Source organism: Acidimicrobiales bacterium, assembly GCA_036270875.1.
Lineage (GTDB): Bacteria > Actinomycetota > Acidimicrobiia > Acidimicrobiales > AC-9 > AC-9.
The window spans coordinates 1-15,895 of record DATBBR010000089.1 but is presented as its reverse complement, the minus strand read 5'-3'; the positions used below and the strand labels follow the sequence as shown (position 1 = coordinate 15,895).

Sequence of the window (15,895 nt, the reverse complement as noted above, 5' to 3'; positions counted from 1 at the left end):
CCGGGATGAGCACGCCTGTCGAGCACGTCCTGGTGACGGGCGGCGCCGGCTTCATCGGCACAGCCGTGACCCGCAGCCTGCTCGAGCGGGGCGCCGAGGTGACCGTCGCCGACATCCGACCCCTTGCCGATCGCGGCGCGCGCGCCATCACGGGCGACCTCCGTCGGCCCGAGATCCTGGACCAGGCGATGGCCCGTCGCGTCACAGCCGTCATCCATCTGGCGGCTGAGACATCGGTGCTGGCCTCGATGTCGCGCCCAGTCGAGGTCTACGAGACCAACGTGGCGCTGACCCTCTCGCTCCTCGAGCGGTGCCGCGCCGACGGTGTCGGCCACTTCGTGCTCGCCTCGACCAACGCCGTGGTCGGCGACGTTGGAGACGCCGTCATCGACGAGGAATCGCGGCTGCGGCCCCTCACCCCCTACGGCGCCACCAAAGCGGCGGCGGAGATGCTGGTGTCGGCCTACTCGGGGTCCTACGGCCTCGTCGGGTCCGCCGTGCGCCTCACCAACGTCTACGGCCCCGGGATGCAGCAGAAGGACAGCCTCGTCGCCCGCGTGATGCGAGCCTGCCGGGACGAGGGATCGGTGAGCATCTACGGCGACGGCAATCAGGTGCGCGACTATGTCTACGTCGACGACGCCGTGCAGGGCCTCCTCCTCCCCCTCGACGGCGACCTGGTGGGGCCGCTGACGATCGGCTCAGGGAGCTCGACCTCGGTCAACGAGCTCTACGACATCGCGCAGGCGGTCACCGGTGTCGACCGGCCGCTTCCCCACGTGGCTCCCCGCCCGGGCGAGATGCCGGGGGTGAGGGTGAGGATCGACAGAGCCCGGCAGCTCGGTTTCCAGCCCCGCACCAGCCTGCGCCGAGGGCTCGCCGCCACGTGGGAGGCCTTCGGTGACAGCGCCCCGGGCAGCGGAGCAGGTGGAGGGGACCATCGCGGGGTACCCCCGGGGTGAAGCTAAGCTGACGCGTCTCTTGGATTCAGGCTGCTGGGGCCCCGGGGTTAGCGGGGTTTAATATGACGGGCCCTTGGTCACGAACGCTATATCGAGGCATCGACCAGCGACACCTGCCACTGAGAAAGGATCGGGCCCGATGAACGTTCTCGTCCTCGGGGGCGACGGCTACCTGGGCTGGCCGACGGCACTGCGGTTGTCGGCGCAGGGCCACCAGGTCGGCATCGTGGACAACCTCGTGCGCCGCCAGTACGACGACGAGATGGGGGTCGACAGCCTCGTCCCGATCCGCGACCTCGAGGCTCGGGTGCGGACCTGGAGGCAGGTCTCCGGCCTTCACGTCCACACCTACGTCGGCGACCTGAACGACGCGGATTTCGTCGAGCGGACGCTGGCCGAGTCAGCCCCCTCGGCCGTTGTCCACTTCGCCGAGCAACGCTCGGCTCCCTACTCGATGATCGACCGGGCCCACGCCGTCTACACCCAGGTCAACAACGTCGTCGGGACGCTCAATCTCCTCTACGCCATCGCCGAGGTCGATCCCGACATCCACCTGGTGAAGCTGGGCACCATGGGCGAGTACGGGACCCCGAACATCGACATCGAGGAGGGGTTCATCGAGGTCACGCACCGAGGGCGGACGGACGTCCTGCCCTTCCCCAAGCAGCCGGGCTCCTTCTACCACCTCTCCAAGGTTCACGACAGCCACAACATCGCCTTCTCCTGTCGCAACTGGGGCCTGCGCTCGACGGACCTCAACCAGGGTGTCGTCTACGGGCAGGAGACCGAGGAGACGGCGCTGCATCCCGACCTCGCCACCCGCTACGACTACGACGCCGTCTTCGGCACGGTGCTCAACCGCTTCATCGTCCAGGCCGTGGTGGGCCACCCGCTCACCGTGTACGGCAAGGGGGGCCAGACGCGGGGCATGCTCGACATCCGCGACACCCTGGCGTGCATCGAGCTGGCCCTCGTCCACCCACCGGCAGCGGGCGAGTACCGCGTCTTCAACCAGTTCACTGAGTCCTTCTCCGTCGGCGACCTGGCCGAGCGGGTGGCGGCGCTGGTGCCTGGTGTGGAGATCGAGCACCTCGACGATCCAAGGGTCGAACAGGAGAGCCATTACTACCGGGCGGCCCACACCAAGCTCCTCGACCTCGGCCTTGCTCCCCACCTGCTGTCGGACGGCCTGATCACGTCCCTCCTGGCCCTGGTCGATCAGCACCGCGGGCGGGTGGACCCGAGCGCTATCCGTCCGACGGTGGACTGGCGACGCACGCACAGCCACCTGGGCGCCACCGTCGGGCGTCGCTAGTCACGGGGCGGGTGCGTCGGCGAGCCTCGTCGGCCGGGTCACCGGTCGACGCCGAGGCCGAGGCGGAGTTCGCTGCCCATCACGGCTCTCCCCAACTGGCCCCGCTCACGGTCCTCGTGCCCGCCTACAACGAGGCCCACAACATCGGCCGGGTGCTGGACTCGATCCCCGAGCGCGTGTGCGGGCTGGCCGTCTCGGTGCTGGTGGTGGTGGACGGCGGCCACGACGGCACCGAGATGATCGCGCGGGCCCGCGGGGCCTATGCCTGCGTGGCACCGCGCAACCGGGGCCAGGGCGCGGCCCTGCGTCTCGGGTACCGGATGGCGCTCGAGCACGGGGCCCGCTACCTCGCCTCGATCGACGCCGACGGGCAGTACGACCCCGCCGAGCTGGCGGGGCTCGTCCAGCCACTGATCGACGACGAGGCGGACCTGGTCACCGGCTCGCGCCGGCTCGGGTCGTCGGACGTCGGCGACCCGGTGCGGGCGGCGGGCGTCGTCGTCTTCGCCGCCCTCATCACGCTCCTCACCCGCCACCGCATCACCGACCCGGCCTTCGGCCTGCGGGCGATGAAGGCGGAGGTGCCGGCCGCGCTCGCCCTCGAGCAGTCCCAATACCAGGCGGCTGAGCTGCTGATCGCCGCCATCCTGGCCGGTTACCGGGTGGCCGAGCGCCCGGGCGTCATGAGGCCGCGCTCGTCGGGGACGACCAAGAAGGGGAGCAACCTGGCCTACGGCTACCGCTACGCCCGGGTCGTGCTGGCGACCTGGCTGCGGGACCGGTGACCAGCTCGGCCGGCGACGGCGCCGGGCGGTCGCCTGCCGGCGCGGAGGGACGAGTCGAGAGCCCGACCCGACCCCGCCACGCGCTCACCGGCGCCTTCCGGCCGGGCCCCCTGGCCGTGACCGTGCTCGTCCTCGTGCCGGTGCTGACCTTCTCGGTGCCGTCCCTCGCCGGGCATCCCTTGGTCAGCGCCGACGACCTCATCCAGAACTTCCCCCTCCGGGTGCTCGTCGCCCGCAACCTCGACCACGGGCACCTCCCGCTGTGGAACCCCTACATCTGGAGCGGGACCGCCCTCCTGGGCGGTCTCAACGCCGGCGCCTTCTATCCCGGGACGCTCCTGTTCACGGTGCTGCCCGCCGAAGCCGCGTGGGTCGTGAACGAGATCCTCGTGTACGTCGTCGCCGCCGTCGGCCTGTACGTGTTCCTGCGCCGATCGCGCCTCTCGGTCGGGGCCGCCTTCCTCGGGAGCCTGTCGTTCTCGGTCGGGGGCTTCATGAGCGCCCAGCTGGGCCACATCGACCTGGTCCAGGGGGCGAGCCTGGTGCCCTGGATGCTGATCGCCGTCCATGCGATGGCCCATCCGGGGGCGCGCAGGATCGCCCCGGCCTCCGGCGGTTCTGGGGCGCCGCCGGGGGCCGTGCAGCGGCCAGCGGTATGGACCGCGGTGCTGCTGGGCGCCTGTATCAGCCTGCTGATCCTGACGGGGTCGCCCGAGGCCCTGATCGACGACTCCATCCTGGTGGCCGTCTACGGGGCGTGGCTGGCCTGGCGCCACCGGGCGGGCCGGATACTCGTCCAGATGGCGATCGCCGCCGCCGCGGCCCTCGTCGTCGCCAGCATCCAGTGGCTCCCGGGACTGGTCTTCGCGTCCCAGTCGCAGCGATCAGGCAGCTCGTACGCCTTCTTCGTCACCGGGTCCTTGCCGCCCAAGCTCACCGCCCTGACGGCCATGCCGTACCTGCTCGGGAGCTACGGACGCTTCGGCCTGCCGCTGTACCACGGCCAGTACAACCTGGCCGAGGTCAGCTCGTACATCGGCATCCTCCCCGTTTGCGCCGCCTTCGCCATGCTCACCCGACCGTGGCGGTCCCGCCGGGCATCGGAGGGACTCGGGGTCTGGTACCTGCTCATCGCGGTCGGGCTGGTGCTGTCCTTCGGCGGGTACACCCCGCTCGGCCACCTCCTCGTCCACATCCCCATCTACGGCCAGCAGCGGCTGCAGAACCGCAACCTGGTGGCGGTCGACATCGGCCTGGCGGTCCTGTTCGCCTACTGGGTCGACGGTGTGCGGCAGCGGGTCGGTGCGCGCCCTGCTTCCGGCCCGGCCTCCCAGGCCGGCCCCGCTCCGGCCCACCCCAGCCGGTCCGAGCGGGCGGCGACGCTCCTGCCCGCGGCCTGCCTGGTCGGCCTCGTCGGCGCCCTCGTGGCCAGCCCGGTGGTCCTGTCACAGGAGCTCGGGTCGCCGGTCCCCCTGGGCTCGTTCCACCGGTTGGAGGCCTACCTGGCCGCCGGCCTCGTGCTGGCCGTGGTCGGAAGCCTCCTGGCCGCCGGGTGGGACCGGATCCCGCGGCGCCATCTCCTGCGGGCGGTAGTGGTGGTCGTTGCGGTCGACCTGGTCATCTACCAGGCCAACCAGTTCTGGCTGACCCCTGCGCCCCGGAGCGCCCTCACCGACTCCACAGGGATGGCAACGGCCATCGCCGCCCAGACGGGCCCCTCCGGGCGCTTTGCCATCTATGACCCGGACCGGAGCGACCCCGTTGCACTCAACGACCTCGGCGAGCCCGACCTCAACGTCCTGCGACGCCTCGGAAGCGTGCAGGGCTACGGGTCGCTGGTCCGGGGCGACTACGACCGGGCCACCGGCTCCCACCAGCAATCCGACCTGACGGTGACGGCGCTGGCCGGGTCCACCTTCGACGACCTCAACCTGACCACGCTGGTCACCAGGCCCGGCTACCTCTCCCGCCCCGCTCCTTCGGGGTCGACGGCGGCGCCCGCCGGCGCCATGCCCGAGACCCTGCCCCCCCGAGGCCAGCAGGCCTGGTACCTCGGTTCGCCCCTCCAGCTGACCGGCGTCAGCATGCAGCTGCGCCCCGATCCGACCTGTCCCCCACCGCCCGGCGGGCTGGGGCTCGGGTTGCTGACACCGAGCGGCGTCACCAGGCCCGTGTCCAGCTCGCTGACCGCCGACCCCAGCCGGGCGGGCTCTACCGTCGCGGCCCTGGACGGGACGACCACCGCTGTCGGGATCGTCGTCGCCAACAGCGGCGCCTGCGCCCTCACCGTCGATTCGGCAACGGTCGACACGGCGCGCTCGGGCCGCCTCTTGCTCGCCGGTCCTCTCCAGGGAGCGGTCACCCCGCCCCGGTGGCAGTTCGTGAAGACCCTGGGCAGCTTCGTGGTGTTCCACAACACGGCGGCCAGGGGACGCTTCTGGGTGGCGTCCGCTGACGGCGGGCCCGCGCCCGCGGCGACGCTGCGCGTCACCGACGACCCGCTCACGGGCAATCAGGCGGTCGTGGTCGCCACCTCCCGACCGTCCGTCGTCGTCCGCAGCGTCGCCGCCGCGCCGGGATGGTCCGCGACGGTACGGACGGGGCCCAACGGGGTGTCCCGTGATGTCCCAGTGCCGTCGAGCGGCGCGCTGGTGCAGGCCGTCCCGGTGCCTGCCGGGACCTCCTCGGTCACCTGGAGCTACCGACCGGCGAGCGTGACCGTCGGCGTCGCCATCTCGCTGACCGGACTGGCCGCCCTCGGGATCTTCGGGCTGGCCTGGTCGCTCAGGGGACCCGCTCGCCGGGCGCGGACTCGTCGTCGGCGCCACGGTGGGGTCCGGTGAACAGGATGTTGAAGAACAGGAACTTCAGGATCCAGAGGGCGGCGTAGGTGCCCACATAGGCCATGGCGACCAGCGTGACCTGGAGGGTCCTGTCGCTGGTGAGCGACTTCACGTGGCTGGAGACGGCGTCCACCGACCACATGGCCGCCACCAGGCCCAGCACGGACGCGGCCAGATAGGGAATGACCTCCTTGAGCAGGTGGGAGCGGCCCCGGCGGCCCCAGGCCCAGTTCCGGTTGAGGAAGTACGCCGGCACCATGCCCACCAGGCTGGCGACGACGCTCGTCAGGCGGGGGCTGAGCCCGCCGAGGACGCCGTAGACGACGACGAAGGTGACCAGGCTCACGAAACTGGCCACCACGGAGCCCAGCGCGTAGCGCACGACCCGGGTCACGAGCGGGATGCGCCACCAGCGGGCGACCACCTCCCGGAGGTTCGCGCCGCCGACGCCGCCGCCGACACCCGGGCCGGCCCCCTTCCGGCCATCGCCCTCCAGGGCGGCGCCGCCGGGATCGAGCTCGACGTCCATCCATGGCACCATACGCCCGGTGCGGGGGAACGTGTAGCCGCGCGCCGACACCCGACGCGCCGAGGCTCGGTCAGTGGGTCGCCGGACCACCTGTCGCCGCGATGCCGTCGAGGACCTGGTCGACGATCCGCCCCACCAACGCCTCGTCGACCACCTGTCCCGTGAGGAGAAGCCGGTGGAACACGATCGCCACGGGGGCGTCCAGCGCCACGTCCAGGTGGAGGTCGGGGCGCAGCTCGCCCCGAGCGATGCCGCGCCGGATGATCTCGATGATCACGTCCCGGCGCGGCGCGATCAGGTCCCTCCGAAAGGCCTCAGCCAGCTCCTGACTGCGGCTCATCCCCTCGAGCAAGGGCGCGACGAGGCGGCCGTCGGGCCCATCCATGGCCCGGACCAGCTGGGTCAGGAACTCGGTGAGGTCACCACGGGCGCTACCGGTGTCAGGAGCCGAGATCCGCTCCGACGCCACCGTGTCCAGCGCCTCGATCACCAGGGGCACCTTGGACGGCCAGCGCCGGTAGACGGTGGCCTTGCCGACGCCCGCCCGGGCGGCCACCGCCTCCACGCTCAGGCCGGCGAAACCCTCCTCGGCCAGCAGCACCAGGACGGCGTCGAGGATGGCTCGGTGGGCCTCGGCGCTCCGGGGCCGACCGGGTCCCCGCTTGAGCACGGACCCCCCGACGACGGGGCTCACCGGCGGGCCCCGACCGACGCCGGCTCGGCTTGCGCCTTCGCCGCCGGCTGCACCTCGTCGTCGGCCCGCCGGGCGGCGTCGGCGGCGTCGGCGGCGTCGGGGTCCCCCTCGGCCCGAGCGGGCAGGAAGATCAGGACCACCAGGGCTCCGGCCAGGGCGACACCGGCCGCCACGGGCATGGCCAATCCCATGCCGTGGACAAAGCCGTGGCGGGCGACCGCGGCCAGCGCCGCGCCCAGGGCGGCGGGGGCTCGGTGCGCCACCTCGAGGGCGCCTCCTACCGAGCTCTTGATCGCCGTGACCGCCACGGCGGGGATGGCGTGACCGGTCAGGGTGCCGCCGACGACCGACCGGTACCCGGAGGCCAGCACGCTGCCGATGACGGCGACGCCCATGGCCCCGCCCACCTGCATGACCGCGCTGTTCATGGCCGAGCCCACTCCCGCCTGGGCCCTCGGAAGCGCACCCATGATGGCCTCGGTCGCCGGCGCCATGGTGAGGCCCATCCCCAGCCCCATGATGATGAACGGGCCCAGGACGGCGCTCAGGTACGTCGACCCGTCCGAGACGGTGGCCAGCCACGCCAGTCCGGCGGCCACCATCACGAGGCCGCTGCCCGCCACCACCTTGGTACCGAGCCGGCGGACGAGGAGAGTCGACAGCGGCCCCCCGAGGAGGAGCGTGCCAGCCACCGGGATGAAGCGGATGCCGGCCGCGAGGGCCGAGTAGCCCAGCACGAACTGCAGGTGCTGGGTCTCCACGAAGAGCATGCCGAACAGGGCGAAGACCACGAGCGACACGGCGGCACACGCCGCACTGAACCTCCGGTTGCGAAAGAACCCCAGGTTCAGCATGGGGTGGTCGGTGTGGAGCTCCCAGGCCAGGAACGCAACGAGGATGGCGATCCCGCCTACCATCCCGGCCAGGACCCGCGTCGATCCCCACCCGGTGGTGGGCGCCTCGATGATCCCCCACAGCAGCACGCAGAGCCCGGCGATCGACAGGGCCGATCCCACCGGGTCGAGGCGGGGGACGCTGGGATCGGCGGAGTTGGGCACGAGGAAGGCCGCAGCCAGCATGCCGGCCGCCACGACCGGAACATTGACGAGGACCACCGAGCCCCACCAGAAGTGCTGGAGCAGCAGCCCGCCAGCAATGGGCCCGACCGCCACGCCCACACCGGCTACCCCAGCCCAGATGCCGATCGCCTTCTCCCGCTCCCGGGACTCGACGAAGACGTTGGTCAGGATCGACAGGGTGGCCGGCATCACCAGCGCGCCACCCACGCCCATCAGCGCCCTGGTGCCGATCAGGATCTCCGGGGACGCGGCGAAAGCCGACAGGACCGATCCGACGTTGAAGACGGCCAGGCCGACGAGGAGGGCCCACTTGCGCCCGAAGCGATCGCCCAGGCTGCCACCGACCAGCAGGAGGCCGGCGAACACGATCGTGTACGAGTCGACGATCCACTGGAGCTGGCTCGACGAGGCGTGCAGTTCGCGCACCAGGGTCGGCAGGGCCACGCTGAGGATGGTGTTGTCGAGCCCGATCATCAGCAGGCTCACGCACAGCACAGCGAGGATCCACCACGGTCTCCGCACTCGCACGGTACCTCCAGCCATAGCGAAACGAGCAGCTATATCGAAACGAGTCGAACCCGTTTCATAATAGCGAGGCCGAGAGGGCGGGTGCAACCTCGCCCCGAAGGGTCAGGCGGCTGGCCGAGGTTGGGGCTGCGGCCCCTCGGCCTCAGGTCGTGCCGGCGTCGACGCCGATCCGCTGGCCGCTCAGGTAGCCGGCGGGCTCCGACACCAGGAAGCGCACCACGGCAGCGACGTCGGAGGGCTGGCAGACCCGCCCGAACGGTGAGCGGGCAGCCATGGTGCCGATGTCCTCGACACCCATGGCCCGGACGAGACGCCGCCCCATCTCGGTCTCCACCAGGCCGGGCGCAACCACGTTGACCCGTATCCCGTTTCCCCGCTCCTCCTTGGCCAGCGTGAGGGCCAGGGCTTCCATCGCCGCCTTGCCCATGTTGTACGGAGCGCCGTTGGCCGCCATGAACGCCGTCGCCGTGCTCGAGATCATGATGACATCACCGCGGGGGCGGCTGCGCATGCCGGGGAGCACGAGCTTGCAGAGCTGGTGGGGGCCGAGGGCGTGGGCGCGGACCACCCGTTCGAGCTCGGCCGGGTCGGTGTCGGCGATCGAGAGCCCGCGACTGGCGATACCGGCATTGTTGACGAGGATGTCGACGGGTCCCAGATCGGCGACGACGGCCTCGACCATGTCCCGGTCCTCGTCGCACGAGTCGATCGAGGCCCGGTACGTCCGGGCCCGACGCCCCATGGACTCGATCTGCGCTACCACCTCATCGGCCGCTTCCTGATCGCGGCGGAAGTTCACCGCCACGTCGGCGCCGTCCTCGGCCAGGGCGAGCGAGATGGCGCGACCGATACCTCGGCTCCCGCCGGTGACCAGGGCGACCCTGCCCTGCAAACCTTGCGCCATCGGCCTCCTCGTCGCCCGCTGGCGTTGTCGCCGGCCGAGGAAGACTAGACGTGGCGGAGGCGCCACTGCCGCGAGGGCCCGGGCAGCGCCGACGTCGCCTTGACCGGCACTTGGCGCGCTTGACCCGCGGCCCGCACCGTGAGGGTGCCCACGACAGTTCCGGCGGGGAAGGAGGAGCCCACCTGCCGGGGCTGGAAGTGCGTCTGCACCTGCATCCCGGGCCACCCGAGGAAGCTGACGGGAGCGCCGGTCGACGCCGGGACCTTACCGCTGACCCAGGGGGCGGTCACCGTAGCAGCCGGCTGTCCCGCCGGCACCACCGTGACCGAGGCAAGGGTGGCGCCGGCGGCGTCCAACAACGCCTTGCCCGAGTCCAATGCCGGCTGCGGGGCGGCCGGACCGGGCTGGCCCAGGACGACGCCGACGACGGTTACATGCTGGCCGGCGACGACCCGGTCGGCCGCGAACACCCAGCACGACCCGGCCGCCATCGTGTTGCCGGTCTTGACGCCGACGATCCCGTCCTTGCCCGCCAGGCGGTTGAAGTTGAACACCCTGCCGGCGACCGGGAGCGTGACCTCGGGCTGGCGCACGATGGCAGCGAAGGTCGGGACCGCCAGTGCCGCCTGGGCCAGCGTCAGCTGGTCGCTCGCCGTGCTGACCGTGGCCGCGTTGAGGCCGTTCAGGTCGACGTAGTGGGTGGCGCCCATCCCGAGCGCCGCGGCGGCGGCGTTCATCTTGGCCAGGAAGGCGGGCTCGCTACCGGCATCCCAGTTGGCCAGGACCGAGCTGATGTTGTCGGCCGAGCCGACGAGCAGGCCGTCGAGCATCTGGCGCTCGGTGATCATCTCGCCGGGGGCCACCTTCACCGCCGACTCCTTTCCGGCCACGGCGGCGTTGTACTGGTTGACGTCAGTCGGGGTGATGGCAACCGGGGGCCCGGGGTCCGCCGGCCCCATGGGGTGGTCGCGCAGGACGACGAGGGCGCTCATGACCTTGGTGACACTGGCGATCGGCACGGGAGCGCTCCCCCCGGACGAGCCGAGCGGTCCCTGCCCCACCAGACCCACCACGGCCTCCCCCTTGGCCGGCCAGGGAAGGGCGGGCGGAGCTCCCGGTACCTGGATGCTCAGCGGCACGGCCGAGCGGACGGCGGGTGACGGCACGCCTCGGATCAGCTGGAACCCGACGAACGCGCCGGCGGCCAGCACGAGCACCACCAGCAGCCACACGAGGATGCGGCGCGACCGCCTCGGCGTCCGTATTGGACCCAGCGGCTTGAGGATCGCCGGCCGGGTCGGTACGCCAGTCATGCCCGCTGATCAAGCTCCTCGGGGGTCATGAGCACGGCACGAGCCTTGGATCCCTCGGAGGGCCCCACCACGCCTCGTCGCTCCAGCAGGTCCATCAACCTACCAGCCCGGGCGAAGCCCACTCGCAACTTGCGCTGGAGCATCGACGTCGAGCCCAGCTGTGACCGCACCACCAGCTCCATGGCCTGGATGACCAGCTCCTCGTCGTCGCCCTCGTCGCCGAAGCTGCGGTCCTCCTCCGACGGACCGTCGCCCTCGACTCCCTCGACGTACCGGGGCTGGCTCTGGCGACGCCAGTGGGCGACAACGGCGCGGACCTCGGTCTCGCCGACCCACGGACCCTGGAGGCGTCGGGGGTTGCTCGAGGACGCCGTGAGCAGGAGGAGGTCGCCCTTGCCGATCAGCCGCTCCGCCCCCGCCTGATCGAGAATGACCCGGCTGTCGGCGAGCGACGATACCGAGAAGGCGAGCCGGGACGGGATGTTGGCCTTGATCACCCCGGTGATCACGTCGACCGACGGTCGCTGGGTGGCGATGACGAGATGGATCCCGACGGCGCGCGCCATCTGGGCGATCCGGCAGATCGAGTCCTCGACGTCGCGCGCCGCCACCATCATGAGGTCGTTGAGCTCGTCGACTACGACGAGCACGTAGGGAAGCCGGGTGACCGGCCGCTCCTCCCCGTCATTCGGGGACGGCTCGTTGACGAGCTCGCCGGCGTCGACGGCTCGGTTGTAGCCGGCGACGTCGCGCATCCCGGCCTCGGCCAGGATGTCGTAGCGGCGCTCCATCTCGTGCACGGCCCAGATCAGGGCGTTGGCGGCCCGCTTGGGGTTGACCACGACCTGGGTGAGGAGGTGGGGCAGGCCGTTGTAGTGGCCGAGCTCGACCCGCTTCGGGTCCACGAGGATGAGCCGCACCTGGTCCGGGGTGGACCGCATCAGGATCGAGGTGACGACCGAGTTGATGCACGAGGACTTGCCGGCGCCGGTGGCGCCGGCGATGAGCACGTGCGGCATCTCGGCCAGGTTGACCATCACCGGCCGCCCCGCGATGTCACGACCCAGGGCCACCTCGAGGGGATGGACGGCCCGCCGGGCCTCGTCGGAGCTCAGGATGTCGGCCAGCGCCACGAGCTGGCGCTGGCGATTGGGCACCTCGACCCCGATCGCGGAGCGCCCGGGTATGGGCGCAAGTATCCGCACGTCCGGGGATGCCATGGCGTAGGCGATGTCCTTCGACAGGCTCGTCACCCTGGCCACCTTGACGCCCGCGCCCAGCTCGAGCTCGTAGCGGGTCACGGTCGGACCAACCGTCATCCCCACCAGCCTGGTGGCCACCCCGTGGGCGGCCAGGGCGTCCTCGAGCATCCTGCCCGCAGTCTCGATCTCGCGGCGGTCGACCTTCTGGGCCTGGCTGGCGCTCAGCAGCCGCCCGGGCGGCAGCGACCACGATCCCACCGTCGGACCGAGCTCCATCGACAGCTGCTCGACTCCGCCCCGGTGACCGGCCCGGTCGGCGGTGAACGGCGTGGCGCTGGCGGCGGCAGCCACCGACGCCGCTGGCGAGCGGTCGTCGGACGACTCGCCATCAGCCGGCGACGCGGTGGTGCCGGGGGGGCCGCCGTCGAGCGAGGACACGACGTCCTCGGGCTCACCGGCGTCGCCGTCGCCCTGTGAATCGTCCGTCTCGACCGCGCTGGTCGGCCGGCGGCCGGCTCGTGCGCTGGGTGCGTGCGCGCCGCGCCCGCCACCTCGGCTGTCGGCGACGACGGTCGTCGCCGCCTCCACCGCCCGACGTCCCAGCCGGCCCAGGGCAGCGAAGCCGCCGGCGAGGCCGGTCGTCGCCTCGCGCACGGTGGTGCCCGTCACTGTCAGCAGCCCGAGCACCAGCGTGGTTACCAGCACGATCGCTGCACCCCACGTGGCCAGGGCGAGATGGAGGGGGTAGCCGATGGCGGCCCCCACGTAGCCACCCGCGTCCCGCAGGGTGGCGAGCCGGTCAGCCAGCTTGGGAGCACCGGCGGCCAGGTCGGCCAACCCGCTGACCGACACCAGCACCAGCGTCGCCCCCACGACGCTGCGAGCCGGCTCCGGTTCGACGTCCTCGCGTCCGCGCACGAGCACCCAACCGACCAGCACCAGCCCCGGTGGCACCAGGGCGACTGCCCACCCGAGGGTGGACCGGCCGGCGTGGTCGAGGAGCCGGCCGGCCGGTCCGAGGACGTTGCCGTACACGGCGAGGGCGGCGAGCACGCCGGCCACGAGCAGGACCAGGCCCCACACGTCGGCGGGCTGGCGCACCAGACGGGCGACGAGGTCAGCGGCGCCCGAGACCGTCCGCGCGCCGAGGGACGGCCCGCGGCGCGACCTCGGCTTGCCGCTGCCGGGAAGCAGGCGGCCCATCGACGCCCCCAACCCCCGGCGGGTGCGCCGGGATCGGGTGGTTCTGCGTCTCGTCGGCCCGGTCGGGCGGCGTTTCGTGGTGGTCACAATGAGCACAACGGTAACACCAGCCCCACCAGCCACCGTGGCCCCAGGAGCCCCAGCAGGAGGCTCGAACCCGGCTACGCCTCCATCACCACGGGGACGATCATGGGCCGCCGCCGGGTGCGCTCGCTGACGATCCGGCCCATGGCCGAGCGCACGTGCCGCCTCAGCGTGTCGTGATCCGTGGCCCCTTCCTCGACGGCCTGCTCCACGCTGGCCTGGACGGCAGCGCGGGCGTCCTCGAGCAGGCCCTCGGCCTCCGGGGCGTGCACCCAACCCCGGGTGATGATCTCCGGCCCGGTGAGGAGCTTGCCCGCTTGCCCGTCGATCGTGACCACCACCACGATCAGTCCCTCGGCGGAGAGCGCCCGGCGGTCGCGCAGGACCCCGTGGCCGACGTCGCCCACGATGCCGTCGACGTAGAGGTAACCAGCCGGCACCTGGCTCGTCTTGGCGATCCCACCGTCGCCGAGGGTGACGACGTCGCCGTCCTCGCACAGCAGCACCTTCGACTCCTCGACGCCCATGCCCTCGGCCAGCCGGGCGTGGTGGGTGAGGTGACGAAACTCTCCGTGGACCGGGATGAAGGCGTCGGGCTTGGCCACGGCGAGCATCGTCTGGAGCTCCGCCTGCTTGCCGTGACCGCTGGCGTGGATCTCGGCCTGATCGGAATGGACCACCTCGGCGCCGCGCCGGTACAGGCCGTCGATCACCTTGGCCACCGCCCACTCGTTGCCGGGTATGGCGTGGGCGCTGATGATGACCAGGTCCCCCTCCCCCACCCGCAACCACTTGTTCTCGCCCGCCGCCATGAGGGACAGCGCCGACATCGGCTCTCCCTGGGAGCCGGTGGAGACGACGCAGACCTGAGTGGGGTCGTAGTCGTCCAGGTGCTCGATGTCGATCAGGGCGTCATCGGGCAGACGGAGCACGCCGAGCCGGCGGGCCAGCGCGACGTTCTTGGCCATGGACCGCCCGAGCGTGGCCACGTAACGGCCGCTGCGAATGGCTGCATCGCACACCTGCTGGACGCGGTGCACATGACTGGCGAAGCAGGCGGTGATGATGCGCTTGTCACCGTGCTCTTCGAAGAGACCCCGAAGTGCGACACCGACGGCCGACTCGCTCGCCGTGTAGCCAGGCTCCTCAGCGTTGGTGGAGTCGGACAGCAGCAGGCGGACGCCGTGCTCGGACGCGATGGCGCCGATCCGGGACAGGTCGGTGTAGCGGCCGTCGACCGGAGCCAGGTCGAGCTTGAAGTCCCCCGAATGCAGCACGACTCCCTGCGGCGTGTGGAAGGCGGTGGCATACCCGTGGGGAACCGAATGGGTCACCGGGATGAACTCGACGTCGAAGGGTCCGATGCGGCGGCGCTCGCCGTCGGCGACCGGGATCAGCTCGACCCGGGCGAGCATCCCCGCCTCCTCGATGCGATTGCGGGCCAGGCCGAGGGTGAGGGCCGAGCCGTACACCGGCAGCGACAGGTCCTGCAACAGGTACGCCAGTCCACCGGTGTGATCCTCGTGCCCGTGGGTGAGGATGCAGGCCTCGACCCGATCGGCGTTGTCGCGCAGGTAGGTGAAGTCCGGGAGCACCAGATCGACGCCCGGCATCTCGAGGTTGGGGAACATCAGCCCGCAGTCGAGCAGCATGATGCGGCCGTCCAGCTCGATGCAGGCGCAGTTGCGACCGATCTCCCCCAGCCCACCCAGGAAGGTGATCCGGACGGGATCAGCCAACGGGCTCTCGAGCCGGATGGCCCGCCCGCGGCCTGGCGCGCAGGCCGGCCAGCACGTCGGCCGCCCGCTCGTCGAGCGACGCCGACGCTGGTCCCATCGGAAGCCGGCACTGGCCGACGCGCAACCCCAGGCGGCGCATCATGGCCTTCGCCGGCAGCGGGTTCGGGGCGTCATCCGTGCTGCAGAACGCGTAGGACGTCAGCAGGTCGGTGTTGAGGGCTCGCGCCCTGTCGAGGTCGCCCCCACCGACGGCGGAGACCATCTCGGCGATCTCCGGGCCCGCCCAGTGGCTGCACACGCTGACCACGCCCGACGCGCCCAGGGCGAGCAGGGCGAGGTTGAGGGGATCCTCGCCGCTGTAGAGGTCGAAGTCACGAGGCGCCTCGGCCAGCAGCCTGGCCGACCCCGCGACATCGCCCGCCGAGTCCTTCACGCCCACCACGTTCGGCACCTCGCGGGCCAACCCGAGCAGGGTCTCGCGGGCCACCCTCCGACCGGTGCGGACCGGGATGTCGTACACGAGCACCGGGAGGGACGTCGCGCCGGCCACGGCCCGAAAGTGCGCGGCCAGCCCGGCCTGCGAGGGCCGGTTGTAGTACGGCGTCACAGCGAGGATGGCGGCCGCCCCCGCGACCTCGGCGAGCCTCGTCAGCTCGACGGAGTGTCGGGTGTCGTTGGTGCCGGCGCCGGCGATGACCGGCACCGTCACCGCCTC

12 protein-coding genes are annotated in these 15,895 nt (G+C 71.7%); 4 read left to right on the top strand and 8 right to left on the bottom strand.

Going from position 1 to position 15,895, the window contains the following annotated elements; all coding sequences use genetic code 11:
- The first annotated feature begins 5 nt into the window (after positions 1-5).
- The 4 genes from VH112_10240 to VH112_10225 all read left to right on the top strand — a co-directional run bounded on the left by VH112_10240 (position 6) and on the right by VH112_10225 (position 5,905).
- On the top strand, positions 6-962 hold the full coding sequence (locus VH112_10240; GenBank protein HEX4540611.1) for an NAD-dependent epimerase/dehydratase family protein: 957 nt from the start codon (positions 6-8) through the stop codon (positions 960-962).
- Positions 963-1,101: 139 nt separating this feature from the next.
- Complete coding sequence (locus VH112_10235; protein HEX4540610.1) at positions 1,102-2,277, top strand: NAD-dependent epimerase/dehydratase family protein; 1,176 nt, start codon at positions 1,102-1,104, stop codon at positions 2,275-2,277.
- 11 nt (positions 2,278-2,288) lie between these two features.
- Positions 2,289-3,062, top strand: coding sequence for a glycosyltransferase family 2 protein (locus tag VH112_10230; GenBank protein ID HEX4540609.1), 774 nt, complete (start codon positions 2,289-2,291; stop codon positions 3,060-3,062).
- Positions 3,059-5,905 carry a hypothetical protein gene (locus VH112_10225; GenBank protein HEX4540608.1) on the top strand — a complete coding sequence of 949 codons (2,847 nt, stop codon included), beginning with the start codon at positions 3,059-3,061 and terminating at the stop codon, positions 5,903-5,905. The genes VH112_10230 and VH112_10225 overlap by 4 nt, the downstream gene beginning before the upstream one ends.
- On the opposite strand, the gene VH112_10220 is transcribed toward VH112_10225, so the two are convergent.
- From VH112_10220 to VH112_10185, 8 genes are all read right to left on the bottom strand, one after another.
- Complete coding sequence (locus VH112_10220) at positions 5,847-6,434, bottom strand: GtrA family protein (GenBank protein HEX4540607.1); 588 nt, start codon at positions 6,432-6,434, stop codon at positions 5,847-5,849. The two genes, VH112_10225 and VH112_10220, sit on opposite strands and share 59 nt — an antisense overlap.
- Before the next feature lie 70 nt (positions 6,435-6,504).
- On the bottom strand, positions 6,505-7,128 hold the full coding sequence (locus tag VH112_10215) for a TetR/AcrR family transcriptional regulator (protein HEX4540606.1): 624 nt from the start codon (positions 7,126-7,128) through the stop codon (positions 6,505-6,507).
- The gene (locus tag VH112_10210; protein ID HEX4540605.1) at positions 7,125-8,735 is read right to left on the bottom strand and encodes an MFS transporter; all 1,611 of its coding nucleotides are present in this window, start codon (positions 8,733-8,735) and stop codon (positions 7,125-7,127) included. Before VH112_10210 ends, VH112_10215 begins: the two co-directional genes overlap by 4 nt.
- Positions 8,736-8,877: 142 nt before the next feature.
- Entirely contained in the window at positions 8,878-9,639 is a 762-nt protein-coding gene (locus tag VH112_10205; GenBank protein ID HEX4540604.1) for an SDR family oxidoreductase, read from the bottom strand.
- 44 nt (positions 9,640-9,683) lie between these two features.
- Positions 9,684-10,952 carry a hypothetical protein gene (locus VH112_10200; GenBank protein HEX4540603.1) on the bottom strand — a complete coding sequence of 423 codons (1,269 nt, stop codon included), beginning with the start codon at positions 10,950-10,952 and terminating at the stop codon, positions 9,684-9,686.
- Positions 10,949-13,357, bottom strand: coding sequence for a DNA translocase FtsK 4TM domain-containing protein (locus VH112_10195; GenBank protein HEX4540602.1), 2,409 nt, complete (start codon positions 13,355-13,357; stop codon positions 10,949-10,951). The genes VH112_10200 and VH112_10195 overlap by 4 nt, the downstream gene beginning before the upstream one ends.
- Positions 13,358-13,518: 161 nt before the next feature.
- Entirely contained in the window at positions 13,519-15,180 is a 1,662-nt protein-coding gene (locus VH112_10190) for a ribonuclease J (protein HEX4540601.1), read from the bottom strand.
- The coding region (locus tag VH112_10185) for a dihydrodipicolinate synthase family protein (GenBank protein ID HEX4540600.1) at positions 15,173-15,895 on the bottom strand (723 nt) is incomplete at its 5' end. The genes VH112_10190 and VH112_10185, both read right to left, overlap by 8 nt.